This window comes from Patescibacteria group bacterium, assembly GCA_041665365.1.
Classification (GTDB): Bacteria; Patescibacteriota; Patescibacteriia; order UBA9570; family UBA9570; genus UBA9570.
Genome location: JBAYIY010000002.1, coordinates 65323 through 90301 on the forward strand (window position 1 = coordinate 65323; position 24979 = coordinate 90301).

The window sequence follows — 24979 nt, forward strand, 5'->3', positions numbered from 1 at the left end:
ACTCAAACTATGGCAAATTTGGCTAAAAACTTTGTTAGCGCCGTCGCACGTTGAATCAAATTTTCACCAATTTCTTCACTTTATCAACCACCTCACTGGGTTGATACCGTGCCTTCACCCAGAAATCTACTGCCCCTAGTTTTTGCGCGCGCTCTAAGTTCTCGTTTTTTATACCCTCATCAAGGTTAGTAAATACAACAACGGGAATGTTTTTAGTCTGTGGATTATTTTTCAATGCACTCAAGAGATTAAAACCAACCTCCTTATTTATGGCATCGGGTATACCACTTTGTTTAGGCAAAACCAGATCGAGCAGAATTAGCTGCGGTTGTTCAGTTTCGGCTAAAGATATGGCCTGAGTTGTATCTGTAGTCGTTGACAAACGGCACTGGCCATCCACTAAGAATTTGTGTTTGTACATGTCAATCAACATCTGATCATCGTCAATTAGTAGAACTTTGGGTTTAATTCCATTCATAAAAATAATTGTAACAGTTTTATCAAGCAATGACCATAGGCTTTTTACTACTTACTTCAGCGTCTTCAGTTTCTTCTCATCTTTTCAGCGATCCGTTTTTTACTTCACAAACAGTCTCACTAACCGTAATTCATCATAACTATAGCTCTCCCCTAGTAGGGTGCGCACGGGGCTAAGAGTCATAGCGCCACCAATTTTTTTAAACGCTTGAATGATAGTAGCAACACGTGGCCCATCTGGTTTTAGATAGGCAATATCAAGTTGCGGATCAACGATTAATAATTTTTCAATATGGCTAACTATCGTACTCGCAGCAACCTCACGCTGTTTGGCTATGTCGGCAATGGTGAGTTTTTGTTGAAGTAACTGCTTAGTTAAATCATAAGTGGAGCCGGTGAAGACAAAGATTTCTTTAGGTGGTTTAGCTGGTTTCGGTTGCTCGGTTAAATTGTGCGTTTGGGCATAGGTTTTAATGACCGTTAAAAAACTATCTCCAAATTGAGTCAGTTTTTTTGTACCGACACCAGTGATCTGCACAAAACTGGTCTGACTTTGTGGAAAATAGGTGGCCATTTCCTGCAAGCTCGTGTTACCAAAAATAATATAAGGTGGCACGCCTAACTGCTCGGCTAGTTGTTTACGCAGGTTTTTTAATTCATTAAAAAGAGTTGCATCATAGGCAGGTTCCTCAACTGTTTCATCACTAGTTTGGTGAGTACAAACATCACAACTGGCACATTTACCTGATGGATAGGATTCACCAAAATAGTTTAATAAAAACTGCCGTCGGCAACGCTGCAGTTCAGCATATTTAATGACACAGTTTAATTGCTGCCAAACTTTATCACGCTCAGCTTGATCGGCCATTTGCTCAATAAACCAAGCATGTTTACGTTTATCCGCATAAGAAAAAAACAGCACACACTCCGCCGGTAAACCATCCCGCCCCGCCCGACCGGTTTCTTGATAATACCCTTCCACGGATTTTGGTAAATCATAGTGCACCACCAAACGCACATCGGGTTTATCTATCCCCATACCAAACGCAATGGTAGCAATAATAATATTGATCTCATCACGAATAAATTTTTCTTGTGTCTGTTGCCGCACAGCGCTAGTTAAACCAGCATGATAGGGGGCAGCCGAAAATTTTAGGCTCCGCAGCCGTTCGGCTAATTCTTCTGTGCCCTTCCGCGAAAAACAATAGATGATAACACTCTCTCCTTGATAATGCCGTAATAATTTCACTAAGCGCCCAAAGGTATCTTGTTTAGGCTGAACCGAGTAGGTTAAATTTGGCCGGTTAAAACTGGAAATAAAAACTTTCGGCTCATGTAAGTTTAATTGCTTTAAAATATCCGCACGAACTGTTTCAGTGGCGGTGGCCGTGAGAGCAATAATCGGCACATCAGCAAAATCACCACGGAGTTTTTTTAAATTACGATACTCCGGCCGAAAATCGTGTCCCCATTCTGAAATACAATGTGCTTCATCAATGGCGATTAAGCTAATTGGTAAACTATGCAGAAATTCCTGAAAACCAGACGTGGCTAACCGTTCTGGTGCCACATATAATAGTTTAACATGCCCATGTAGGGTTTGTTCTTGAATATCCTCAATCTGATTGGCAGTGAGTGTACTATTTAAGAAAGCCGCCTCAATGCCATTGGAGCGCAATTGATCTACTTGATCTTTCATTAAAGAAATCAATGGCGATATCACCACTGTCACCCCCTCAACAGCGACTGCCGGCATCTGAAAACACAATGACTTTCCCCCACCGGTTGGCATTAACACCAAACAATCCCGTTGCGCCATGACGTGGTTAATGATTTCTTCTTGCAATGGTCTAAATTCCTCAAAACCAAAATGTTTTTTCAGTAGTGTTCTCATAAAAAATACGCCTCTTGGGGGCGCTTGTGAGTGATAATAGCAAACTCAAAGATCCTGTCAATAGCTATAACCTATATTTATTGTTATCATATCGCTATGACTGAATATAAACATTTTCGAGACGCTTTTAGACAAGTACGGAAAAAAACTGATGAGCATAGAATGTATGAAACAGGTGGAGATTGGGGAATACAAGACTCTGCATTAATAGTTGATCCTTCTAAACGTGCATCAGGATTCGAGCATCCTTATGATAGTGAGTTTGATTTTAGAGGCATGTACCCGGAAGAGTTTACAGATTTAAAAACATACCTTGAGGCACGTTTAGCATCAAAACCAGTGATCGGTATTGAGCTTGGCGGCAGAGCATCAAGACTTTTTTCACAATTTACTCCAGGTTTTATTGAAAGAAGTCTAGGAGTTCTACTAAGTGACAATAGAAGCGCGTCACATCCACAACAGGCACAAGACGCTTTACGTCATCACGAAGTTATAACTGCGGATGTATTTTCAACAGAGGGAAAGCAAACTATAAACAAGTGGTTAAATGGCCAAAAGGCCGATCTTATCTTCGAAAGGATGGAAGGGGCAATCAGCGATGGTCCGTATACTGAACCTGGATTCATGACAGCAGTATTCACTCGTTGGTATCGCCTGCTTTCAGAACGGGGCATAATGCTGGTTCAGTCACCCTGGCTTGATGCGACAACTTTGACAGATATGGAAACGAGACTTGATACTTTAAAGGAGCAACACATAGACGTAGTATATAAACGCCGACCGCTTGGTGACAAAGCAAGGTTATATACTATTTTGGAAAAAAAAGCAGGGGCGCCTGAAAGTTTTTAGTAGACTATTGTCTTTACGGGCGTTAAGGGATTAGTTGGGCTGTAGTGCTTGTAAAAAACTCCGCGCTGCTGGAGACGTTTCCGCTTTGCGTAATTGAGAGGTAATACGGGCCTTCGTTTTATGACCACTTCCTAGTAAGGTTCTGGCTTGTTGACCTAAGCCCGCAGCTAATTTTGCTTGAACCACCCAAGCTTCTTCTCGATAATAAGCTAAATTAATTGGCTCAAGGTTTGCCGTTTCCAATAGTTTCTCAGCCTTTTTCAGGTATACCTGAACATCGCGCACCAAAATGTCTGGATGTGAGTTACTACTAAAGGACAGCTCGGCTAACTGTTTAGCAGTCGCAAGCTCCAGTGCTATGATATCATCGGTTTGAAATGTTTTTGGGTTTGTCTGCATTATATGTTCAGCAGCATCTACCACTCCACCAAAATTTGGGTTGGCACCATGTTTAGCTAAACTATCACCTAATCGTATTAAAAAATTAACCTGTTTATAGGGATTGGCAACAGTTTCATGTATTAACTTTTTTACCCCTAGTGCGATCGGCTCTTTAAAATGAGCGACTAGCGCTGTTCGTTCGCTAGCTGAATGTGGGCGCTCAACATATTGTAATGCTACTTCTCCATTAATATCATCCTGATCAGTCTGAAAGTTTACTTCATTGTAGCGTCGCCCTGCACCCACTGCTCGTACGATCTTTGTGCTTAGTAATTGCAACATGGCTTGCGTATTGGGAATATCTCCTAAACGCGCTGCGGCTAGACCAGCTGCCTTGATGAAATCTGGACTATCTTCTTCTGGCGATCCCGATAACAACTCAGTTGCTTCAGATATACGTCCAATTTTTACTAACCCTTCAATCAACGACTCACGATCTGAAAAATCGGTTTGATACTCGGCCATCACGATATCATCAACCACACAACCATGCTCACTTAGTAGTAAAGCACTAGACAATAATTTTTCACGATGTTTGCTAGGATCGGCGTAGTATTTGTTAATTAAACGTTCCACTGTGGCACGATCCCCTTGCCTGGCATAGTAATCAATGATTGAATTGGCTTTATCAATTCGACTAGATTCCGGTAACGTATCAATCATCGTTTCAGCCCGAGCGAGCAATGCCAGATCCGATTTCTTTTCAGCAACTCGACAGAGCATATCAATTTGAATAGTGGGATCAGTGATAACTTGTAATGTCTGCTCAGCCGAAACAGTATCACCAGCCAAATACTGCCAAGCACCAATATCCATCAACTCCCAATCTCGATCATTTGCCCTATCATGACGCTGTGGAATGGTAATGCGATCATCCGTAGTAACTCTCTGTTTAATTTCCGCCAGCAATTTGGATACAGCAATAGCAATACCACCTTTATGTAGCTGATACGCCAAACGAGCGAGCGCAGCAGTATCACCAGAAGTGTGTGCACCTTCTTCAGCGTTAGACAAAAAAACAGCCGCTTGTTCCGCAAGTCTGGCAGCTTCAATAATTTCTTGATTTTCTCTATCCAAGATCTCTGCACGCGGTATTTCACGCCTTGTCATGTTCAAAATTCTATCAAAAAAAATGACTTTTGTCAATCTAGAATGCAGTAGACTAAGTCTTAGGTTATTAACTAATAAGTTTCAATTTATCAGTCCGTCGTAATTGTTTAATTTGAATTTCGCGTCTTAACGCACTGCCTTTCGTGCGACACCGCTGCGTATACACAATCCGCTCGACCGGGTGGGATCGGGTATAGCGACTAGCCGTACCGGCCTGATGCCTGGCCCACCGTTTGGGTAAATCATTTGTGATACCGGTATACAAACTACCGTCTAAACAGCAAAGAATGTAGACAGTATACATAAAGTAGCCCCACGGGGAATCGAACCCCGATTTGAGCGCTGAGAACGCTCCGTCCTAACCGTTAGACGATAAGGCCATACTGAACAAACGTTGGGCTATTGTATACAAAATCCAAGTAGTCGTAAAGAATCCAAATTTAACATTGAATATTAAATTTGGATATGCTATACTATCACTATGTATACACGAACCATAGAAAAACGCTTCTTGGCCAGCGTCAAAACCTTTCCCGTGGTTATTCTGACCGGTGCACGACAAACGGGTAAAAGCACCTTGTGCAAAACCCTGTTGCATGACACCCATCGCTATGTATCATTGGAAGATCCAGACATTCGTCGCCAGGCTATCGAAGACCCCCGGACATTTTTACAAAATTTTCCTGCTCCAGTGATTCTGGATGAAATTCAGTATGCTCCAGATCTGCCCAGTTATATTCAAGGCATTGTTGACGAACATCGTACCAAATATGGACAATACATTTTGACTGGTTCACAAAATTTCTTACTAATGGAACGTGTCGCCCAATCCTTAGCCGGACGTGCAGCTCTCTTAACGCTTTATCCTTGTGCTGTCCAAGAAGTAGATGGCTCAACTGCTAAACCACGCTCATCAACTACGGCTGTAGCGGATTGGATATTGCGTGGTGGATATCCAGAACTGCGCAATCGCCCAGAACTAGATCGGGCCACTTGGTGTTCAAGTTATATTAGACTCTATCTTGAACGTGATGTGCGCCAGTTGATTAATGTCACTGATTTAACGACCTTCGAAAGATTCGTCCATCATGTGGCGATTCGCACTGGGCAGATCTTAAATACCAGTGATCTAGCGCGTGATGTTGATGTCAGCGTACCAACGATTACGCGGTGGTTATCGGTGTTACAAGCCAGCTACCAAGTGTTTTTATTGGAACCCTATCACGCGAGTATTTCTAAACGCTTAGTTAAGGCTCCGAAAATCTATTTTGGCGACACTGCTTTAGCCTCATATTTGATGGGAATTCATGATCCTGAAGTTTTACTACAAGGGCCATTTCTTGGACATTTATTTGAAACCGCTGTTGTGCTAGAACATCTTAAATGGGCTAGCATGAACGGTTTAAATTCAACCTTCTCCTACTTTCGCACCAAAGATGGAATTGAAGTTGATCTATTCATTGAACAAGGTGTAGAGATCATGGCTCGCGAAATAAAATCTTCCCGCACCCGCACCACTTTTACTACAAAAAATTTAATCCTAGCCGAAGAATTACTACAGCGCCCACTACACAAATCCATTCTAGCCCCCGTGTCGGAACCATCGATCATGAAGAGTGGCGTCACTGTGAAACCCTGGCATCAGGTAGAGTGGTAAAATCTTTACAATTTTTTCCCTGCGGCTATGGCCATATCGACCAAACGATTGGCGTAACCGAACTCGTTATCGTACCAACTGACTACTTTAACGAGGCTGCCACCTACCACCATGGTGAGAGCTAAATCAACAATCGAAGATTCACTGCGACCAACTATATCAGATGACACGATCGGCTCATTAGTCACAGCTAAGATACCTTTAAAATCTTGTTTTTGGGAAGCCTCTGTTAAAGCCTGATTCACCTCTTCAACTGTGACATCTTTTTTTAATAACAGAGTGATGTCTGATAATGATCCAGCGGGAGTTGGCACGCGCACAGCGAAACCATCAAACTTGCCTTGATACACAGGCATGGTCTTACCTACTGCTCGAGCGGCTCCGGTGGAAGTTGGAATGATATTCAAGGCTGCCCCTCGAGCGCGACGTAGGTCACTCTTGTGTGTCCCATCTACTAAATTTTGATCAGCGGTGTAAGAATGAATGGTTGTCATCATCGCCTTCTCAACACCAAAAGATTCCATCATCACTTTCATCACTGGAGCGATACAATTTGTGGTGCAAGAGGCATTGGACGAGATGGTATCTTTACCGATATCAGCTTGGTTAACAGACATCACATAAGTACCAATGTCTTTATCTTTAGCTGGCGCAGACATTATGACGTGCTTGGCACCGGCGGTTAAGTGCTGACTGGCTAACTCCCGGGTTAAAAATACTCCGGTACATTCGAGTACAATATCAGCACCCACTTTACCCCAAGGAATTTGCTTCGGATCCTTTTCCGAAAAACGGCGATATTTCTTGCCATCAACCACTAAATAATCTTCTCCGTCGGTGGTGACAGTTTTATCATATGGGCCATAGACACTGTCATATTTTAATAAATGGGCGGCCATGGTAAGACTACCTAGGCCATTTATAGCGACGACTTCGAGGTCTGGGCGGGTAAGGGCGATGCGGAAGGCCGCAGCACCGATTCGACCAAAACCATTGATTGCAATACGTGTTTTCATAGGGATTAATGTATCACATTATGATTAAATATGCCAACTAGTTTTGTGTACCAAAACGAGTATTATTATTGGCCGCTTGTGTATTTATAGTATGTTGAGAATCTGCATTAGTATCTTCATCAGGAGTAGTATCATCTTTTATCTCTTCTAATGTTTTTGGGCTCCCATCTTGGTTTAATCTTTCCTGATAAATAAACATGACGCGAAAACCGACCTGTTTATTCTCGAGCACAAACCCATAATTATTTTCATGGACCACATCAAAGGCACCGTTTTGTTGCTTCATCGAACTGAGTAGTTCTTTACCCTTACCAGCGGCGACAACAAAATTAGCATCACCTTTTTGATCTAAACGGCTGACGGTTTTACCGCCAATGGTTTCTGGTTTAATTGCAGCAATCGTGTCGCGACAATTTTCTAACGCATCATAAATATCTTCGGCCAGTTTATGAATTAGTCGTTTTAATTCAGTATCTGGGGCGGCCTCATCTGGAGTTGTTTCATTAGCAACAGTTACTTCAACCCCTAATGATTTTTGTAATTCACCTAACGCTTGCTCTCGGCCTGCCGAATCTTTATTCTTAAAATTACGTTCTATCACTTTATAAATATCCCATACACTATTAAATCTCACCGGATCTATTTCAACTTGTTCACCAGTTGAAACTTCAGCTACATGAGCAGTTTCTCCTAATGATATAGCTCCTTTACCTTCTTGTCTTTGTTTTAATCTTTTCTCAAATTCTGTTTCCGCTCCTTTAGTTGGAAATTGAACAACTTTTCCCATAAAATTTTTTAAAATTAATTAATGATTATTTTAAGGCCAATTGTAATGATCAAATGTCCAGTTGACTAGCTGCTCGGTTTCATTAAACCGGGCGGTTTCGTCAGTAGCCCCTAATAGAATAACAATGATCTGATTACCGGCATCGTTCTCGGCTAACGTGGCTAAACACCCACCGGCTTCATAGGTAAAGCCAGTCTTACCGGCCACCATATGAGGCGCATGATTGAGTAAAAACTGATTAGTACTTTTTACAATGACTTCATGATTATTTACCACCATGCGATGCTCAGATTGAGTCATGGGTTGTAGTAAAAACTGGTCATGAATAATAGTCCGAAATAACAAACTCAACTCGCGGCTGGTGGAAACAGATTGCTCAGACAAACCGGTTGGATCTTGATAGTGAGTGTTGACCATGCCTAACACTTTGGCTTGATCATTCATTGTTGTAATAAACTCATCCTCAGATAAATTCGTACTCTGGGATAATTGCACCGCAGCATCATTTATCGAACCAATCAGAGCAGATTTTAAAAGATCCGCTTGGTTGGTTGTCCAATCATCGATCTGCTGTTGAGCCACATAGGCGGTCATTAATTTTGTCAGACTCGCCATGGGTAAAACTTCATCAGGTTCTTTTTGCCACAAAACCATCCCTGAGGTCACATCTAACACAATGGCGGATTTGGCTTGCAAAATTGGTCCGAGCTCATTATCCACCGGACGCGGCACTGTGCGCCACACAGTCACCGGCAAACGTTGCGTATTAGCCGGTTCGTCAAGATGATGTGTTGGCACCATCACCCACTCGGTGGGCACAAAGACTACTCCCCAAACCAAGATTGACCATAACACTTGCTGTAACATAAACTAAATAATAGCGGCGCGCTGAATTACTTTCCATTTACCTAACGGCAAATTATCCAACACCATCTGACCAAGTCTGATGCGCTCTAATTCTAAGACTCGATTTTGCCGCAATTCCACCATCCGCCGAATTTGTCTATTCCAGCCTTGCCGTAAGACAATTCTGAAACGATTATCATCTAATTGCTCAACTGAAGCATTTGGCCCAGTAAAACCCTCTTCTAAGTGCACTCCTCGTCGCCACGCGGTAATATCATCTGGTTTTAATGGATACTTCACCGTCACAATATATTCTTTATCATGTTCATAACGCGGATGGGTGAACTGATTAATTATTTCACCATCATTGGTTAACAATAATAATCCGGTACTATGTTTATCTAAACGACCGACTGGACGCAGATGTTGCAAACTACTGGGCAGCAATGTCATCACACTCCGTTCGGTCAAAAAATGAGCCCGTGTTACTACACAACCTTTCGGTTTATTTAACAACACATAGGTCATGGTTTGATCATGTTCTATAATGGATTTGCCATTTAATTTTATAACCGGTAAATGATCCGGATCAATTTTCATCCCCACGGTCGCTACCGTACCGGCCACGGTGATTTTGCCTTTAGCCAACAGCTCATCCACCGCCCGGCGGCTGTATTGACTATGCGCCGCAATAAATTTATTCAGTCGGAGTGTCTGAGCCATCGTTGGTAATATTATTTGTAAAAAAATCTCCCGGTTTGTCTAAAAAGGCTAGCCGCTCCCCTAATTGAATATCGCGATGTAACCGTTCATACTCCGGTAAATCCTGCACAGTTTGCACACCTAATAATTGTAAATATTCCGGAGTGATATCGTACACTTCAATCCCCTTGAGTTTATCAAAGGTTTCTGTGACTAAACCGCGAATCAATAAATTTCTAATAATTAAACTGCAATTCACACCGCGAATGGCCTCCAATTCGGTTTTGGCAATGGGGCTACGATAAGCAATAATCGACAGAGTTTCTAGAGATGGTTTGGTCAAATCACCGGTGCGTTCATCTTTCACCACCTGGCTAACAATATCATGTACCGCCGGTGCGGTAGTTAATTGGGCTTCACTATTAGTTAAAGTTATATTTATCCCCCGTTCCCCAGTCATGGCAGCATACTGTTTTAATGACTCCTCAACTTCTGGAATACTAGTATTAGTCCATTTAGCGAGTTTACTAAAACTAACTGGTTTAGCGAGCACAAATAAAATAGCTTCCAACTGTGGCATTAATTGCATACGATTAGTATATCACTATATTGCTTAGGTTGTTGCACGGTGACATTATTTTGTTTCATTAGTTCCAAAATAGCCAAAAAAGTTATAACAACATTCATGCGATCTTTATTATCTTGAATCAGATCGGAAAACTGAAGTTGCTTGTGTTGTTGCAAAACTGAGTAAAGCGTAGCAATTTTTTCTTTTAAGGTGATCGCTTTCCGGATGGCCGCTTGGGGTATTTTGATGACAGTATCTAAGCGCGCTAACACACCTTCATAAAGTTCATATAAATGATGAGTGGCAATGCCAGCTGGCGGATTAAATTCTACAGTATCCAACCGCGCTAAACTAACCGGCCGCACACAGGCATATTGACCGTGCGCTAAACGATCTTCCAACACGCTACTGGCATCCCGAAACTCTTTATACATTTTTAGATGTTCCGCCAAATTGGTGGCCGGTTCATCATCTTCAGTAATTAAATAGGGTAACAACTCACGAGATTTTAAATACAATAATCTGGTAGCGATTACTAAAAAATCCGCCAACTCTTCGGGAAATAATTCCTCGACCGTATCAAGATAAACTATAAAAGAATCGGTAATCTGCGCTAAGGCAATGTCAGTAATCGATAACTGCTCCTGTTCAATAAATTGTAACAAGACATCAAGTGGGCCTTGATATTGTGCAAGCTTAATCTCGTATGACATTGAGATGTAACTCTTTTAATTGTTCTTCCGATATGGGGGCAGGAGCCGACATCACAGCTGTTTGACCATGAGTAGTCATAGGAAAGGCCTGTACTTCTCTAAGATAATCTTCCCCGGTTAGATTCATCAACATGCGCTCTACTCCTAAACCGATGCCACCATGGGGTGGAAAACCATATTTAAAAGCCTCTAACATGTGGCCAATACTCGCTTCAATTTCGGCATCAGTGTAGCCCATTACTTTATAAGTGGCGCGTAAAATTTCCGGTTGATGGGCGCGAATACTACCACCACCGGCTTCATAGCCATTACAAACTAAATCATATTGCTGAGTAATAATCTGCTCAATGTTTTTACCCTGTAATAGCCACTCTAAATGTTCTGGTTTCGGCATGGAGAAAGGATTATGCGTGAACGTCCATTTACCATCGTCGGTCTTTTCAAAGAATGGGAATTCGATCACCCAAGCAAAGGCTAATACACCATTGGCTTTATCTTCCGCATCGCGCAAATCAAACTTGTCGGCCCCATACTTGGCCATCGATTCTTGATAAGTCACCCGTGGAAATGGTTTTTGTTTGATCGTAAAACCAAGCGCCTCAACGGCTGAAGTTACCATACCTTCCACTAAATCCAACACATCATTATATTCCACAAAGGCCATTTCAAGATCTAATTGAGTATGTTCATAACCACGATCGGCGCGCAAATCTTCATCACGAATACAGCGCGCTAATTGAAAGTATCTTTCAAACCCACTTCCGACTAACAATTGTTTATATTGTTGCGGTGATTGCGGCAAAGCATAAAACGAACCGGGGTGTTGGCGGGATGGTACCAAAAAATCCCGTGAGCCTTCCGGGGTGGATTTCGTTAATAAAGGCGTTTCAATTTCTATAAAACCACTGGCATACAGATACTCACGTGCTTTTTGTACATACTGGCTGCGCAAAGTTATATTGCGATGCATGCGCTCACTGCGTAAATCAAGATAACGATGCTTTAAGCGTAAATCCTCCCCCACTTCACTGGTATTTTTATTCACTTCAAACGGTGGCAGTGTGGCGGCACTAATGATGTCTAATTCTAACGCTTCGATTTCAAAACTGCCACACGGTTGGTCAGCCTTCACTTGTTTAGCTGGCCGTGCGTTAACTTTACCAACAATGGTAACAACATCTTCATGATTCAAATTACCCGCTACAGTTAGGGCTTCGACATGATTGGTTAAAAACACTACCTGACAAATACCGGTTTGATCGCGTAAATCAATAAACACCATCTTACCCATGTTGCGCCGCCGGTGCACCCACCCCTGCAGGCGTACTTCCTCCCCAATTTTTTTGGCCGCCTCAATAATCCAGGTTCGTTGCATGATCTTATGGATAAATCCGATTAATCATTCTTGGGAATGGAATGGTTTCGCGAATGTGTTTGGTGCCAGAGAGCCAGCCGGTGATGCGCTCTAAACCGTAACCAAAACCGGAATGTGGGACAGAGCCATAGCGACGTAAATCTAGATACCACTCATACTCTGCACGGGGTAATTTATATTCATCTAATTTTTTGGAGAGTAAATCATAATCATGAATGCGTTGTGAACCACCGATAATTTCACCATAACCTTCTGGAGCTAATAAATCCGAACACAACACATGGGCTGCATCAGTTGGATCGGGTTGCATATAGAAGGCTTTTACTTTGGCTGGGTACTTCATCACAAACACTGGTGCATCGTGTTGACTGGTAATCATGGTTTCATCATCGGCCCCCATATCATCGTCTTCTTTGATATCACTACCCAGTTTGCGTAATTCTTTGACAGCATCACTGTGGGTGATTCTAACAAACGGTTTCTCTAATACAGTTTGTAGAGGTTTAATATCTCGTTCTAACACGGTTAGTTCATACTGATTATGTTCTAACACATATTTCACAATGGCTTTAATCAACTTTTCTTGAATATCCATGTTGCCGATATAATCTACAAAAGCCATTTCGGCATCCATCATCCAGAACTCAGTCAGATGGCGTCTGGTTTTGGATTTCTCAGCGCGAAACACTGGGCCAAAATCGAACACGCGACCATGGGAAAAAATTGCCGCTTCAATGTAAAGTTGACCAGATTGCGTTAAATAAGCTTTACCCAGATCAAAATAGTCCATTTGAAACAATTCAGTCACACTCTCACACGAATTTGGTGTTAAAATTGGTGAGTCTATTTTTATAAAGTTTTCATTATTGAGATGCTGGTAAGTAGCATTGATAACTGAATTACGAATGCGCTGAATCGCCCACTGCTTCGGTGACCGCAACCATAAGTGCCGGTGTTCTAACAAAAAATCCGGACCGTGTTCTTTATTGCCAATGGGGTACTCTGCAATTGGGTTTTGAATGACCGCAACTGTACTAACCTGTAATTCATACTCCTCTTTTTTCGGATGTTTAGAAACCTTACCAATGAGTGTAACTGAAGATTCAACATTTAAACTATTCGCCGCTGCCCATACTTCAGCCGACACAGTGGCTTGATTAACAATGGCTTGCGTAAACCCACTGCCATCGCGCATCTGTAAAAACATGATTTTTCCAGACGACCGTAAATTATATACCCAACCTTGCATTGTCACCTCGGCATCAACCTGGGTGGCAAAATCTTTAATAAGTGTAGTCATAGTGGCCAGTAGTATAGCAAACTATACCGTTTTGGCTACTCGCAGAAAACAGTACTTACTGACCTCAATAATAACCAATTCCACCACAATTAGAGCCATAACAATCCCCCAAGCCTGATAATCCAGAGCTTTAGTGCCAAAATAGACCTGTAGAACCGGCACATAGATCGGCAAAGCTTGAGCTATCACTCCCACACAAAACGATACAATTAACCATGGATTGCGCAGCAGATTGGTTTGATAAATCATGTGTCGCAGTGAGCGCAAACTGAACATAAATAATAAAGAATCTATCCCCATCGATAAGAAAATAACCGTACGCGCATAAGCTAGATCATTGGTTAGATGATACATATAAGCAAACAAAGCCACATTAAATAATCCGGTGATCAAACTAACCACTACGATTAATGTTTTAACTTCGGTATCAAGAATGGTATTGTGATGCCCACGTGGTTGCTCTAACATGTTTTGCGGTTCTTTTGGTTCCTGTGTCATGGCTAAACTCGGAAAAGAATCATTTACAATATTGATCCATAAAATCATCGCGGCCGTCACTGGCACGGGCAGACCAATTAACAAAGTAACTACCAACAACAACACCTCCGTAAAACTGTCTGATAATAAATACAAGACGGTTATTTTAATGTTATCAAAAATACCTCTACCCTCTTCGACAGCCGCTACGATGCTACTAAAGTCATCATCTAAAATAACCATATCAGCGGTTTCTTTAGCCACATCAGAACCAGACCCAAGGGCGACTCCAATATCGGCGGCTTTAATGGCTGGAGCATCATTAATGCCATCTCCCGTCATGGCTACCACCATGTCATGGCTCTGCCAGGCTTGCACGATGCGCAATTTGTGTTGTGGTGTGACCCGGGCATACACATTAACATTGGTGACACGTTGTTTTAATTCATACTGTGATAAGGCATCTAACTCCTTACCTTCCATTATATTTTCCGGCTGGCTAACAGCGATGCCTAATTCTTCCGCGACGGCTTTGGCGGTTAATTTATGATCACCGGTAATCATCACTAGTTTTATTCCGGCTTGTTTACATTCGGCCACAGTTTGTTTCGCCGTTGGGCGCAGCGGATCTTTAATACCAATATAACCCACAAACACCAATTCACTCATCATGTCTGGTGTGATGCTTTTAGCATGACTAGCACAGGGTTTGTAAGCTAAGGCGATAATTCTAAGACCACGCACCGATAAGCTTCGAAATTTTGCATCAAATTGCTTCTTTTTTTCTTCAGAGAAATGCATAATCTTTCCGCCATCTAATACTTGTGTACAATTTGCCTCAATCACTTCTGGAGCTCCTTTCACATATAACATTCTCCCCTGCGCTTCTCTGTGTAGTGAGGCCATGTATTTAATACTGGAATCAAATGGTATTGTATCAACTCTTGGCGCCATTTTTTGCAGTTGTTGATAATGTAAACCCGCTTGTGTACCGGCCAATAATAAAGCCCGCTCGGTTAAGTTGCCAGATATCACCCACTCCTCCACCATATCATCCGGGTTATTTACCATCGCGTCATTACAGAGTACACCCAGGCGCAAAGCAAACATGGTGTCTTTATCAGAATCTGAGGTGAGAATATCGGTTACTTGCATTTTACCTTCGGTGAGTGTGCCAGTTTTATCCGTACAAATAACATTAGTGGAGCCTAACGTTTCTGCCGCTACTAGTTTTCTAACTAAGGCTTTACGTTTTAAAATGCGTTGCATCCCGGCCGCTAGAATAATTGTTACCGCAATCGCCAAACCTTCCGGAATCGCCGAGACCGCCACCGCTACAGCCACCGTAAACATCTCCACTACACTGTGTAAAACAAAATAACCAAACAAAAATATACCCACAGCGATTAATACCACCATAATGCTCATTTTTTTGGCAAAACCAGCTAGTTGTAATTGTAATGGTGTCGCATTTTCGTCAGTCTCTTTAATCAATCTGGCTACACCACCCATTTCTGTGTCTAAGCCAGTGTGTACTACCACACCACGCGCCGACCCTTTAGTTACAACCGTGCCAGAAAACGCCATGTTCAGACGATCCCCTACAGTAGCATCAGCTTCTAAAATGGCAGTGTGATCTTTTTTTATTGGTTCGGCTTCACCGGTTAAGGCCGCTTCATTTATTTCAATATCGTCGTGTTCTAATAACCGTACATCGGCTGGCACTTTGTCTCCGGCTGTTAGTAACACAATATCGCCTGGTACTAATTCCTGTGCGGCCATAACTTGTTCATGACCATCGCGCCACACACGCGCGGATAAAGCAATGACCTGTTGTAAAGCTTGCAGGCTTGTCTGGGCTTTATATTCCTGAATAAAACCCACGATCACCTGAATGGCTACCGCCGCCGCAATTACCACCGCATCAACTTGTTCGTTTAATAACAAGCTAATCAAAGATGCTCCCAACAAAACAAATACCAACGGGCTCTTAAACTGCTCACCTAACACCTCCCACCAATGTTTTAATTTAGCCATTGGTAGAGTATTAGCTCCAGCCTGGCTGAGACGCAGATTAGCTTGCTTGGTGGTTAAACCAGCCTGGCTCGCCTCAACTGCGGCCAGGGCTTGTTTGACGGTTAAAGTATAAAATAATTTAGAACCAGCCATGAATGACTCCCACCACAAATAATATAATGCCGCCAAAGGCTAAGACAAAACAACCCACTATACAGGCTAACCAAATATAATAAGCCTGTCCGACTTTAGCTAAATACAAACTTGGCGTTTCCACTAATGGATTATGCGCAAACGGCCGCTTTAACCACTTAATAATAGTTGTTTTCAAGAAACTAAGCATGAAGACAGTATAGCATTTTTTTTATAAGGCTACACTTTTGACTTCGGGTGATTTATTTTTTGCCCTGAAAGCGCTCTGTGTTGCTTTGTCTAATTTTATCAATACGCTGCTTAATAAATGGATATTGCTCATAACGAACCATAACAATATTAAGACTAGCATCCAATATCTCTGGGCTCAGAGGAGGGTTAATAGAATCCACCGCTACCTCCAATGCCGTTAAATGTTTTTCCAAACTTGGCTCAAGCGGATTGAATTCATTGATTTTATCACTAATGTTCATCATATCTGTCATTATTTTGGCCGACAAATATCGCACGTTACTATTTTTTTGTTCATTGGCCAAGTCTAATCGACCAGTTTCCTCAAAATATTTCACTGCGATCGAACCGTTGTCTTCCGTGTGAACAGTGCCAAAACTAGTTTCAAAAGAATCACCAATTGAAGCTTCACCTTTATAATATTTTCCTAAAGCAACACCTAATACTTCTGTTTGCTTGGAGAAAAAAACACGTTCCTTATTATCACTAACTACTTCATACATCCAACCACTTAAATGATATAAATTTATAATCGTTAATAAACGTGACTGTGACAAATCGTCACCATGAACTGATTTTGGCCGACCACTGTATATATAATCCAATATTTGCTCTGGGGTTTTTTCAGCGAACCTTTGCTTATGCAGAAAGTCATTCAACGCTACCATCATGTCACTGTCACCTGTCATACTTGTCAACCAGGACTTATCGACTATGTCTTTACATAAAGCATCAAAATCCTGTTCAATAAAATTTACTCCACCATCAAACGTTCCTATCAAATGGGTTATATATCGTTCCGCTTTTTCTCTAGGCCATTCTTTTGTCTTCTGTACATCCAAAATTTGTATTATTTTCAACCATAAGGAAAATTCCTTATATTTATCTTCATTGTTAAAAGCCACCGCACTATAATATAGAAGATCACCTTGCCCATCTTTCATAAAAACTTTTTGCAAACGTTCAGAATCTTCTTTATCAAAAATTTGCTCTAAGTAGTGGTTAATAACTTCTTGTCTTTGTGCTTCTATTCTCTGCACTTCTTCTCTTGTGACTGGAACTGCATGTATTGGTACCGGATCTACTGCTAACGCATCTGGTTCACCAGCTAAAGCTATACCTATAAGCCCTTTTTTGAATAATTCACGCATATTGGATACACATTAATCGATAGCTTAATATTAGTCTAGTGGGCTTGCCCACCGCAGTCCACCGTCGCCGAAGGCTGTGGCGGACGAAGGTGGGACGTGCTGGACCATCCTCCGCTACACTGCGGTTGGTAAATTTGAACCAGCGCCATGAACCTTGGTTTGTATAAAACGTTTTCCAGAACCTGTTTTAAGGTATTTTTCAAACTCAGCCGCTTCTAACCGAGTACGAAATGCAGCATAAAATATTAACTCGAATGGTCGACGATATTTTGTGGCTAATTCATAACCTTGATTATGCCGTTGTAAACGTTCTTCAATATTATTGGTCATGCCCGTATATAGCATATGATCTTTTAGACTACGCAATACGTAAGTATAATGCATAACAATTTTTATTCTTAAAAATTCATTGCACTGTAGTGGGCTTGCCCACCGCAGTCCACCGTCGCCGAAGGCTGTGGTGGACGAAGGTGGGACGTGCTGGATTTGAACCAGCGACCATTTGCTTAAAAGGCAATTGCTCTACCCCTGAGCTAACGTCCCGAAAACGTGGCTATTCTATCAACTGGCCTGATCACTGTCAACGCGTTGTGCCGATGCTTTACTTTGACGATGCATCAGAAAAAATTTTACTCCAGCTGGCAACAGAGAAATAATAATAATGCCAATAACCATTATACTAAAATTTTTCTGCACAATGGGTATATTTCCAAAAAAGAATCCCCCACCCACCGCGGCTAGAATCCATAAGCCAGAACCAGCTAGCGAATATGCTAAAAATCTATCATAGGAAAATTTTCCAATCCCAGCTACAAACGGAGCAAAGGTGCGGACAATGGGAATAAATCTGGCAATAATCACCGTTTTTCCACCGTGTCTGCGGTAGAATTCTTGGGTTTCATGTAAGTGTTTTTCGTTAATCCAACGAATTTTTTTTCCGGAAAACAGACTAGGGCTCAATCTTCGTCCAATCCAATAATTAACATTATCTCCTAAAAACACCGCCACAAACAATAAGCCAGCTACTAGCCAAATATTTAAATCCCCCCGGGCGGACAGCGCTCCTAAGGTGAATAATAAAGAATCTCCCGGTAAGAAAGGAGTGACAACTAACCCAGTTTCACAGAACACAACCACAAACACCAAGGCGTAGGTCCAAGCCCCATAATGAGCAATAATAACACTTAATTGTTCATCAATATGTAAGAAAAATTCAACTATTGTTAACATAGCCTGTCAATTGTACAGCAGAATTGACTTCCGTCAAAACGTGCGTATACTATATCTCCACCTATGGAGCAACTCCCCCCACATAATCTAGAAGCCGAACAAGCCTGTTTAGGCTCATTAATGATCGATAAAGATGCCATTATTAAGGTGGCTGATATTGTGGCACCAGACGATTTTTATAGTGATAAACACCGGCTTATCTATCAGGCCATGCAAGATATTTATTCCCAGCATGATCCGATGGATATTGTTAGTATTACCAATCGCCTCACTGAAATGGGGAGTATTGAAGTGGTTGGTGGTAGAAGCTATTTAGTGTCTCTCACGGCGATGGTGCCATCGGCCGCTAATATTGTCAGTTATGCTAACATCGTTCAGCGCAAAGCCACCTTGCGGCGATTGATTAAAGCCGCCCATCAGATTTTACAAACCGCTTATGATGATTCCACCGATGATGTGAGTAGCCAATTAGATAATTCTGAACAGGCGTTGTTTGCGGTATCACAAAAACATCTGCGGCAAAACTTCACCCCCATCAGTAGTATCTTAGCCGATGCTTTTGATCGGATAGATGAAATCCATAAAGATTCAGGCAAGCTCCGGGGTATTCCCAGTGGCTATATCGATTTAGATAACAAGCTGGGTGGTTTACAAAAATCCGATTTGATTATTTTAGCCGCTCGCCCATCGATGGGTAAAACCTCATTGGCGTTAGACATCGCTCGCCATGTGGCTGTTAATGAAAGAATCCCAGTGGGTATTTTTAGTTTGGAAATGAGTCGCGATCAATTAGTGGATCGGCTACTTTGTGCTCAAGCCGGTGTAGATTTATGGAAAATGCGCACCGGTAAACTATCCGATGCCCCCGGCCATGATGATTTTCCCAGAATCGGACAAGCGATGGGTGTCTTATCTGAAGCACCAATTTATATTGATGATAGTCCAATGAGTAATATTATGGAGATTCGCACCAAAGCCAGACGTCTACAAATGGAACATGGTTTAGGCTTGATTGTATTGGATTATTTGCAGTTAATGGAAGGGCGCTCATCCAATAGCGATAATCGTGTGCAAGAAATTGCTGAAATCTCCCGCTCACTGAAAGGTTTAGCACGTGAGTTAGGGGTGCCGGTTTTGGCTTTATCTCAGTTATCTCGGGCGGTAGAAAACCAAACTGTTCCAATTCCAAAACTGGCTCATTTACGTGAATCTGGCTCTATCGAACAAGATGCCGATGTGGTAATATTTATTTACCGGGAAGAATATTATAAGCAAGATACTGACCGTAAACACATTGCCGATGTGATTATAGCCAAACATCGTAATGGTCCCACCGGCAAAGTCGAATTATTCTTCGACATTGAAAAAGCCAGCTTTAAAAATTTAGAAAAAACATTTAACGACTAATATTTGCCACCACTATGTCCATGCTCTCAAAGTTAAAACAATTTAAAGATCTGCGCAGCCAGGCTAAAACTATGCAACAAGCTTTAGCTCAAGAAACGGCTCATGGGAGTGGCGCTGGTGGTAAAGTAAATGTTGTCATGGATGGTACCCAAAAAATCTTATCACTCGATATTGATTCAAGCTTACTCACCGTCACGGAGAAAAAGAAACTGGAACAAGGTGTGATTGATGCCATTAGTGGTGCCAGTAAAGATCTCCAAAAGTCTATGGCCAAAAAAATCCAGAGTGGTGAAATGACGATGCCGGATTTATCCAGCCTGAAGTAATGTCCAAATATCCCGCTACGATTGAGCAATTAATTACAGCCTTTACTACTCTACCGGGAGTGGGACGAAAAACGGCTGAGCGCTACGTGGTATATTTACTAAAACAGCCACCGGCAGTGATTGGGCAACTCTTGGCTAATCTGCAGGCAGCGAGCCGGTCGATTCGTTTATGTGAACGTTGTTTTAATTTTTCCAATCTTGCCCTGTGTGATATCTGTAAAAACCCACAACGCAATCAAACTGTCGTATGTGTTGTGTCTGACGGGACATCAATTCAAGCCTTAGAACAGACTGGCGTCTATCATGGCACTTACCATATTTTAGGTGGTACGGTTAATCAGTTAGAAGGCATTGGGCCAGATCAACTGCATGTGGCTGAACTAGTCGCTCGCATTCACACGCACGGTATCACTGAGGTGATTATTGCTTTAAATCCGGACATGACTGGTGAAGCCACTACCTTATATATCATTGATGCTCTCAAAGATAGCCCGGTCTCAATCAGCCGTTTAGCGCGAGGTTTAGCGACTGGCAGCGACATTGAATACGCCGATGATGTCACACTGACGGCCGCACTGGTGGATCGGAAAATGATCCAACAATAAAACAAAATAACAAGAAGTGGACGAATAATATTCGTCCACTTCTTGTTATTTTGTATAAATGTGTCTTATTTAATCTCCCCAATGGTGACCTGGGTTTGGTGTTGCCGGTGACCTTGATTGCGGCGATAGTGCACTTTCTGTTTGAACTTCACAATGCGAATTTTCTTCGCCCGATACTGTTTGGTAATGGTACCAGTCACTTTAGTGGTTAAGTTTGGTTTACCGATCTGGATGTTTTGACCATCCGTGTCTGCTACCAGCAACACCTGATCAAACACTACAGTGGAGCCAACCTCACCTGGAATCTTCTCTATTGTGATTACCTCTGCTGGGGAAACAACGAGTTGTTTACCACCGGTTTTAATAACTGCGATCATAGGGCTGTATAGTACGTAACTGATTAAGATTCGTCAAGGGCTACCTTATCCCCTATTTTAATGCCATCCCGCGCCACTGTTCCGGCCGGTACTTCTAACACCATATTTACCAGATCTGGGGATTTAAACCGTAAGGTTATATCCGGCTGAGCCGTGACACTACCTATCACCTTACCATCATTTATCCAGATAATATCGATGGGGTATGCAACATCTTTCATCCAAAATACCTGCTCAGTTTCCTGTGGAAAAATAAAGATCATACCCTGATCAGGTTCTAAATGTGCTATATCCCCCAAACCTGTAGCTTGTTCAAACAGTGAGTCGGCTACCCAAACAGAGTAAACATGATTACTCACTTTTACATGTGTTTTTGATTGAACACAGCCAGATAATACTAAACTAACGCTGAGACTGAGTAGTATGTAACGAAGCATACAGCACTAAACTTAGTCCTAACACCAATAAGATTCCTAACATGATTATTTTTATCACACCACCAAATATCAGTGTACTTAAACCAAAAGCTAGTGTGATCGCATAATAAACCAAGATAATCTGACCGGTTTTCCAGCCACGTTGCTGTAGTTGAAAGTGTAAATGAGATAAATCACCCTTGAACGGTGATTTATGTTCAATAACTACTCGTCTAATTATAACAGCTAGTAAATCAAGGAGTGGTAAACCTAAAATCAGTAAAGCCGTGGCTATTTTCCCACCTGATAATATCGCTAGAATACCCAGCATGAAACCAATAAATAAAGCTCCGCCTTCACCTAAATAAAGTCGCGCCGGTGCTAGATTCCAAACCAAGAAACCCAAACAGGCACCGGCAAAAATGAAGGCCAAACTGGCAGTTTCGGGTTGCTGTACAGTAGTGCTTAAACAGAGCAAGCCAATTATAATACCGCCAATCGCCCCAATACCACTAACTAATCCATCCACCCCATCTAGCAACTTAGTGGTATACATCGTTAACATCAACCAAACTACAGTAAAAATATCTGCCCACACAGTGATTTGGTAAGGCAAACCATGATCAGTAAATAATACCCATTGTATTTGCGTCAGAGATATAGTATTACCAAAGGGATTTGAAATATAGGCCACACCGATACCGCTACCAATTATCACCAAACAAGCCACCAACGGGAAAATTAATTGTTTCAGTGGTGATAAATTAAACACATCATCTAAACCTCCACCAATAATAATAATGCCACCGGCCAGCCAGATACCAGCTAAATGTTTAGGCAATAAATAGCCTGAGGTTAAATCAATTAATTGTAATGCGGTGATAATAAAAAAAACTAACCAGATCGCCGTACCGCCTAATAGTGGCACACGTTTCTTAATATCTTTACGCTGCGGAGACAAATCTGGTCGATCGACAATTTTATAGTGTAAGGCAATTTTGCGTATCAAAAAACTCACCCCAGTTGCCGCAGCCACTGCCAGCAAACTAGACCAAACCATCATACTACCAAAGAATCTAAGTAATTTTGTAAAATGATCTGAGCCGCCACTTCATCTTGTTTGCCCGGTGGCACGGTTTGACCTGCCAGTAAGCGATCGGCCATAGCGGATGTATAACGCTCATCAAAAGTCTGCACCGGTACGCTGATATGATTACGTAATTTTTCTATAAACCGTTGTACTTCAATGGTCATCTCAGTCGCCTCGCCATGTAAATTTACCGGTAAGCCAACAATCACCCGATCAATATGATCCAAATTGACAATGGCTTTAATTTTCTCAATCACTTTATTTTGACTGAGACTTTTCAACACACCTTTGCCCACGGCCACTTTTGTGTCACTGTCACCCAGCGCCAAACCGACACGGGCTTTGCCATAATCTAAGGCTAAACATTTCATAATTAGGTGAAATTAAAACTTGGTTAGCACTTCACACCCAGTATCCGTTACCAAAAAAGTGTGCTCAAAGTGTGCACTTAGTGTACCATCTGTGGTCACCACACGCCAGCCATCGTCTTCAAAGATGACGTCTTCCTTACCAACGTTAACCATTGGTTCAACGGCAATGGCCATGCCCGGTTTTAAGATGGCACCTATATGCGCTTCACCATAGTTTGGTATGGCCGGATCCTCATGGAGATGCCGACCAATGCCATGGCCGACTAACTGTTTCACTACACTAAAGCCATGCTGCTCTACATAAGTTTGAATGGCATGACCAATATCCCCTATTTTATTACCCGGCTTTATTTGCGCCACGCCGATTTCATATAAGGATGTTCGTGTCACGTCAATTAATTTTTGGGCTGTAGCAGAAATTTTACCAACCGGAATCGTCACCGCCGCATCGGAGTACATACCATGAACTATCACACCAGCATCAATTGATAAAATATCTCCATCTAATAAGACACGGCCAGTTGGCGGACAATGCACCACCTCTTCATTGACGGACGTACATAAAATATTTTTATAACCATGATAACCCAAAAAAGCCGGTTTGGCTTTTTCTTTTTGAATTAAACGCTGGGCTAATTGTTCTATTTGCAGTAGGGTTACGCCCGGTTTAGTGAAAGCCACTAATTGCCGAAGAATATCCCCCAGTAATTTACCACTGGCGCGTAAATTAGTTTGCTCACCGGGCGTATGAATATGGATCATGCAAAAATGGCTTTGACTTCTTCCCAAACTGTTATTATCGTCTCTTCACCATGAACAGTATGGACAACACCCTGTGTCTGATAATGCTCCAACACCGGTTCAGTGTCTTGATGGTAAATTTCTAAACGCTTTTGTAAGGCCGCTTCTGTATCATCATCACGTTGTAACAAAGCTGACCCATCTTGATCACACAGTCCCATTTGTTTGGGTGGATTATGTTTAATGTGATAAACATGGCCAGCTGCTACACACGTGCGGCGTCCGGCGATTCGATCAATGGCGGAAGCATCAGATAAAGCAATATAGATCAAATGTGTCACTGTGGTTATTTTATCCAAAGCCTCCGCTTGTATTAAGTTTCTCGGATAGCCATCTAAAATAAAACCAGCTTGGCAATCAGGTTTTTGTAAACGATCATTAATCACAGCCTTAGTGACATGATCAGGCACTAGTTTACCAGCCTTGATAAAGCTCTTAATCTCTTGCCCAATGACTGTATTATTTTTGATATGTTCTCTAAATATATTGCCAGTCACAATAAACGGTAATCCCAAATGAACACTGAGGCGTTCACCTTGTGTCCCTTTACCAGAACCTTGTGGACCGAACAATAAGATATTGCGCGCCATGGT

At 42.0% G+C, this 24979-nt stretch carries 28 protein-coding genes and 2 tRNA genes; 5 read left to right on the plus strand and 25 right to left on the minus strand.

Annotation, left to right across the window (positions count from 1 at the left end; genetic code table 11):
• Positions 1-55: 55 nt before the first annotated feature.
• Together WCV88_01420 and WCV88_01425 are read right to left on the minus strand one after the other, a co-directional pair.
• A complete protein-coding gene (locus WCV88_01420) occupies positions 56-478 on the minus strand; it encodes a response regulator (protein MFA6474843.1) in 423 nt (140 codons plus the stop codon).
• Positions 479-577: 99 nt separating this feature from the next.
• Positions 578-2371, minus strand: coding sequence for a RecQ family ATP-dependent DNA helicase (locus tag WCV88_01425; GenBank protein MFA6474844.1), 1794 nt, complete (start codon positions 2369-2371; stop codon positions 578-580).
• Between the two features lie 96 nt (positions 2372-2467).
• Between WCV88_01425 and WCV88_01430 the strand changes: the two genes are divergently transcribed.
• A complete protein-coding gene (locus WCV88_01430) occupies positions 2468-3220 on the plus strand; it encodes a hypothetical protein (protein ID MFA6474845.1) in 753 nt (250 codons plus the stop codon).
• Between the two features lie 30 nt (positions 3221-3250).
• Here the strand turns inward: WCV88_01430 and WCV88_01435 are convergent, their stop codons facing one another.
• From WCV88_01435 to WCV88_01445, 3 genes are all read right to left on the minus strand, one after another.
• On the minus strand, positions 3251-4771 hold the full coding sequence (locus WCV88_01435) for a hypothetical protein (protein ID MFA6474846.1): 1521 nt from the start codon (positions 4769-4771) through the stop codon (positions 3251-3253).
• 67 nt (positions 4772-4838) lie between these two features.
• A complete protein-coding gene (locus WCV88_01440; protein ID MFA6474847.1) occupies positions 4839-5075 on the minus strand; it encodes a GIY-YIG nuclease family protein in 237 nt (78 codons plus the stop codon).
• Between the two features lie 4 nt (positions 5076-5079).
• Positions 5080-5151: transfer RNA gene (locus tag WCV88_01445), tRNA-Glu, on the minus strand.
• Positions 5152-5252: 101 nt separating this feature from the next.
• Between WCV88_01445 and WCV88_01450 the strand changes: the two genes are divergently transcribed.
• Positions 5253-6428, plus strand: coding sequence for an ATP-binding protein (locus WCV88_01450; GenBank protein MFA6474848.1), 1176 nt, complete (start codon positions 5253-5255; stop codon positions 6426-6428).
• A gap of 5 nt (positions 6429-6433) precedes the next feature.
• Here the strand turns inward: WCV88_01450 and gap are convergent, their stop codons facing one another.
• The 14 genes from gap to WCV88_01520 all read right to left on the minus strand — a co-directional run bounded on the left by gap (position 6434) and on the right by WCV88_01520 (position 18993).
• On the minus strand, positions 6434-7444 hold the full coding sequence (gene gap, locus WCV88_01455; GenBank protein MFA6474849.1) for a type I glyceraldehyde-3-phosphate dehydrogenase: 1011 nt from the start codon (positions 7442-7444) through the stop codon (positions 6434-6436).
• A 37-nt stretch (positions 7445-7481) separates the two neighbouring features.
• On the minus strand, positions 7482-8231 hold the full coding sequence (locus tag WCV88_01460; protein MFA6474850.1) for a hypothetical protein: 750 nt from the start codon (positions 8229-8231) through the stop codon (positions 7482-7484).
• Between the two features lie 30 nt (positions 8232-8261).
• Positions 8262-9098: a hypothetical protein gene (locus WCV88_01465; protein ID MFA6474851.1), complete on the minus strand. Its 837-nt coding sequence runs from the start codon at positions 9096-9098 to the stop codon at positions 8262-8264.
• A 3-nt stretch (positions 9099-9101) separates the two neighbouring features.
• A complete protein-coding gene (locus tag WCV88_01470) occupies positions 9102-9800 on the minus strand; it encodes a pseudouridine synthase (GenBank protein MFA6474852.1) in 699 nt (232 codons plus the stop codon).
• On the minus strand, positions 9775-10368 hold the full coding sequence (locus WCV88_01475; GenBank protein ID MFA6474853.1) for an SMC-Scp complex subunit ScpB: 594 nt from the start codon (positions 10366-10368) through the stop codon (positions 9775-9777). Before WCV88_01475 ends, WCV88_01470 begins: the two co-directional genes overlap by 26 nt.
• Complete coding sequence (locus WCV88_01480; protein MFA6474854.1) at positions 10359-11060, minus strand: segregation/condensation protein A; 702 nt, start codon at positions 11058-11060, stop codon at positions 10359-10361. Before WCV88_01480 ends, WCV88_01475 begins: the two co-directional genes overlap by 10 nt.
• Positions 11044-12435, minus strand: coding sequence for an amino acid--tRNA ligase-related protein (locus tag WCV88_01485; protein MFA6474855.1), 1392 nt, complete (start codon positions 12433-12435; stop codon positions 11044-11046). The genes WCV88_01480 and WCV88_01485 overlap by 17 nt, the downstream gene beginning before the upstream one ends.
• Before the next feature lie 4 nt (positions 12436-12439).
• Complete coding sequence (gene asnS, locus WCV88_01490; GenBank protein ID MFA6474856.1) at positions 12440-13735, minus strand: asparagine--tRNA ligase; 1296 nt, start codon at positions 13733-13735, stop codon at positions 12440-12442.
• 21 nt (positions 13736-13756) lie between these two features.
• Entirely contained in the window at positions 13757-16381 is a 2625-nt protein-coding gene (locus WCV88_01495; GenBank protein MFA6474857.1) for an HAD-IC family P-type ATPase, read from the minus strand.
• A complete protein-coding gene (locus WCV88_01500) occupies positions 16368-16571 on the minus strand; it encodes a hypothetical protein (protein ID MFA6474858.1) in 204 nt (67 codons plus the stop codon). The genes WCV88_01495 and WCV88_01500 overlap by 14 nt, the downstream gene beginning before the upstream one ends.
• Positions 16572-16623: 52 nt before the next feature.
• A complete protein-coding gene (locus tag WCV88_01505) occupies positions 16624-17763 on the minus strand; it encodes a hypothetical protein (GenBank protein MFA6474859.1) in 1140 nt (379 codons plus the stop codon).
• Positions 17764-17877: 114 nt separating this feature from the next.
• Complete coding sequence (locus WCV88_01510; protein MFA6474860.1) at positions 17878-18147, minus strand: GIY-YIG nuclease family protein; 270 nt, start codon at positions 18145-18147, stop codon at positions 17878-17880.
• An 87-nt stretch (positions 18148-18234) separates the two neighbouring features.
• Positions 18235-18306 (minus strand) — tRNA-Lys (locus WCV88_01515).
• A gap of 18 nt (positions 18307-18324) precedes the next feature.
• The gene (locus tag WCV88_01520; GenBank protein ID MFA6474861.1) at positions 18325-18993 is read right to left on the minus strand and encodes a DedA family protein; all 669 of its coding nucleotides are present in this window, start codon (positions 18991-18993) and stop codon (positions 18325-18327) included.
• 63 nt (positions 18994-19056) lie between these two features.
• On the opposite strand from WCV88_01520, the gene dnaB reads away from it, so the two are divergent.
• Genes dnaB through recR form a run of 3 tightly spaced genes read left to right on the plus strand, consistent with a single transcriptional unit; the run spans position 19057 to position 21331 of the window.
• Positions 19057-20400 carry a replicative DNA helicase gene (dnaB, locus tag WCV88_01525; protein MFA6474862.1) on the plus strand — a complete coding sequence of 448 codons (1344 nt, stop codon included), beginning with the start codon at positions 19057-19059 and terminating at the stop codon, positions 20398-20400.
• Positions 20401-20414: 14 nt separating this feature from the next.
• Entirely contained in the window at positions 20415-20726 is a 312-nt protein-coding gene (locus tag WCV88_01530; GenBank protein ID MFA6474863.1) for a YbaB/EbfC family nucleoid-associated protein, read from the plus strand.
• Positions 20726-21331, plus strand: coding sequence for a recombination mediator RecR (gene recR, locus WCV88_01535; protein ID MFA6474864.1), 606 nt, complete (start codon positions 20726-20728; stop codon positions 21329-21331). The genes WCV88_01530 and recR overlap by 1 nt, the downstream gene beginning before the upstream one ends.
• A gap of 65 nt (positions 21332-21396) precedes the next feature.
• On the opposite strand, the gene rplU is transcribed toward recR, so the two are convergent.
• The 6 genes from rplU to WCV88_01565 are packed head-to-tail and all read right to left on the minus strand — an operon-like array spanning position 21397 to position 24976.
• Positions 21397-21708 (minus strand): 50S ribosomal protein L21, encoded by a 312-nt coding sequence (gene rplU, locus WCV88_01540; protein ID MFA6474865.1) that lies wholly within the window; start codon positions 21706-21708, stop codon positions 21397-21399.
• Between the two features lie 23 nt (positions 21709-21731).
• Entirely contained in the window at positions 21732-22145 is a 414-nt protein-coding gene (locus WCV88_01545) for a DUF192 domain-containing protein (GenBank protein MFA6474866.1), read from the minus strand.
• Positions 22111-23187, minus strand: a complete 1077-nt coding sequence (locus tag WCV88_01550) for an MraY family glycosyltransferase (protein MFA6474867.1) — start codon at positions 23185-23187, stop codon at positions 22111-22113. The genes WCV88_01545 and WCV88_01550 overlap by 35 nt, the downstream gene beginning before the upstream one ends.
• Entirely contained in the window at positions 23184-23585 is a 402-nt protein-coding gene (gene ruvX, locus WCV88_01555) for a Holliday junction resolvase RuvX (protein MFA6474868.1), read from the minus strand. The genes WCV88_01550 and ruvX overlap by 4 nt, the downstream gene beginning before the upstream one ends.
• 12 nt (positions 23586-23597) lie before the next feature.
• A complete protein-coding gene (gene map / locus WCV88_01560; GenBank protein ID MFA6474869.1) occupies positions 23598-24347 on the minus strand; it encodes a type I methionyl aminopeptidase in 750 nt (249 codons plus the stop codon).
• The gene (locus WCV88_01565; GenBank protein ID MFA6474870.1) at positions 24344-24976 is read right to left on the minus strand and encodes a nucleoside monophosphate kinase; all 633 of its coding nucleotides are present in this window, start codon (positions 24974-24976) and stop codon (positions 24344-24346) included. The genes map and WCV88_01565 overlap by 4 nt, the downstream gene beginning before the upstream one ends.
• Positions 24977-24979: the final 3 nt, after the last annotated feature.

Coding starts and splice junctions, on each gene's coding strand:
- WCV88_01420 (MFA6474843.1), bottom strand. CDS start 478: ATGAATGGAATTAAACCCAAAGTTCTACTAATTGACGATGATCAGATG.
- WCV88_01425 (MFA6474844.1), bottom strand. CDS start 2,371: ATGAGAACACTACTGAAAAAACATTTTGGTTTTGAGGAATTTAGACCA.
- WCV88_01430 (MFA6474845.1), top strand. CDS start 2,468: ATGACTGAATATAAACATTTTCGAGACGCTTTTAGACAAGTACGGAAA.
- WCV88_01435 (MFA6474846.1), bottom strand. CDS start 4,771: ATGACAAGGCGTGAAATACCGCGTGCAGAGATCTTGGATAGAGAAAAT.
- WCV88_01440 (MFA6474847.1), bottom strand. CDS start 5,075: ATGTATACTGTCTACATTCTTTGCTGTTTAGACGGTAGTTTGTATACC.
- WCV88_01450 (MFA6474848.1), top strand. CDS start 5,253: ATGTATACACGAACCATAGAAAAACGCTTCTTGGCCAGCGTCAAAACC.
- gap (MFA6474849.1), bottom strand. CDS start 7,444: ATGAAAACACGTATTGCAATCAATGGTTTTGGTCGAATCGGTGCTGCG.
- WCV88_01460 (MFA6474850.1), bottom strand. CDS start 8,231: ATGGGAAAAGTTGTTCAATTTCCAACTAAAGGAGCGGAAACAGAATTT.
- WCV88_01465 (MFA6474851.1), bottom strand. CDS start 9,098: ATGTTACAGCAAGTGTTATGGTCAATCTTGGTTTGGGGAGTAGTCTTT.
- WCV88_01470 (MFA6474852.1), bottom strand. CDS start 9,800: ATGGCTCAGACACTCCGACTGAATAAATTTATTGCGGCGCATAGTCAA.
- WCV88_01475 (MFA6474853.1), bottom strand. CDS start 10,368: ATGCAATTAATGCCACAGTTGGAAGCTATTTTATTTGTGCTCGCTAAA.
- WCV88_01480 (MFA6474854.1), bottom strand. CDS start 11,060: ATGTCATACGAGATTAAGCTTGCACAATATCAAGGCCCACTTGATGTC.
- WCV88_01485 (MFA6474855.1), bottom strand. CDS start 12,435: ATGCAACGAACCTGGATTATTGAGGCGGCCAAAAAAATTGGGGAGGAA.
- asnS (MFA6474856.1), bottom strand. CDS start 13,735: ATGACTACACTTATTAAAGATTTTGCCACCCAGGTTGATGCCGAGGTG.
- WCV88_01495 (MFA6474857.1), bottom strand. CDS start 16,381: ATGGCTGGTTCTAAATTATTTTATACTTTAACCGTCAAACAAGCCCTG.
- WCV88_01500 (MFA6474858.1), bottom strand. CDS start 16,571: ATGCTTAGTTTCTTGAAAACAACTATTATTAAGTGGTTAAAGCGGCCG.
- WCV88_01505 (MFA6474859.1), bottom strand. CDS start 17,763: ATGCGTGAATTATTCAAAAAAGGGCTTATAGGTATAGCTTTAGCTGGT.
- WCV88_01510 (MFA6474860.1), bottom strand. CDS start 18,147: ATGCATTATACTTACGTATTGCGTAGTCTAAAAGATCATATGCTATAT.
- WCV88_01520 (MFA6474861.1), bottom strand. CDS start 18,993: ATGTTAACAATAGTTGAATTTTTCTTACATATTGATGAACAATTAAGT.
- dnaB (MFA6474862.1), top strand. CDS start 19,057: ATGGAGCAACTCCCCCCACATAATCTAGAAGCCGAACAAGCCTGTTTA.
- WCV88_01530 (MFA6474863.1), top strand. CDS start 20,415: ATGTCCATGCTCTCAAAGTTAAAACAATTTAAAGATCTGCGCAGCCAG.
- recR (MFA6474864.1), top strand. CDS start 20,726: ATGTCCAAATATCCCGCTACGATTGAGCAATTAATTACAGCCTTTACT.
- rplU (MFA6474865.1), bottom strand. CDS start 21,708: ATGATCGCAGTTATTAAAACCGGTGGTAAACAACTCGTTGTTTCCCCA.
- WCV88_01545 (MFA6474866.1), bottom strand. CDS start 22,145: ATGCTTCGTTACATACTACTCAGTCTCAGCGTTAGTTTAGTATTATCT.
- WCV88_01550 (MFA6474867.1), bottom strand. CDS start 23,187: ATGATGGTTTGGTCTAGTTTGCTGGCAGTGGCTGCGGCAACTGGGGTG.
- ruvX (MFA6474868.1), bottom strand. CDS start 23,585: ATGAAATGTTTAGCCTTAGATTATGGCAAAGCCCGTGTCGGTTTGGCG.
- map (MFA6474869.1), bottom strand. CDS start 24,347: ATGATCCATATTCATACGCCCGGTGAGCAAACTAATTTACGCGCCAGT.
- WCV88_01565 (MFA6474870.1), bottom strand. CDS start 24,976: ATGGCGCGCAATATCTTATTGTTCGGTCCACAAGGTTCTGGTAAAGGG.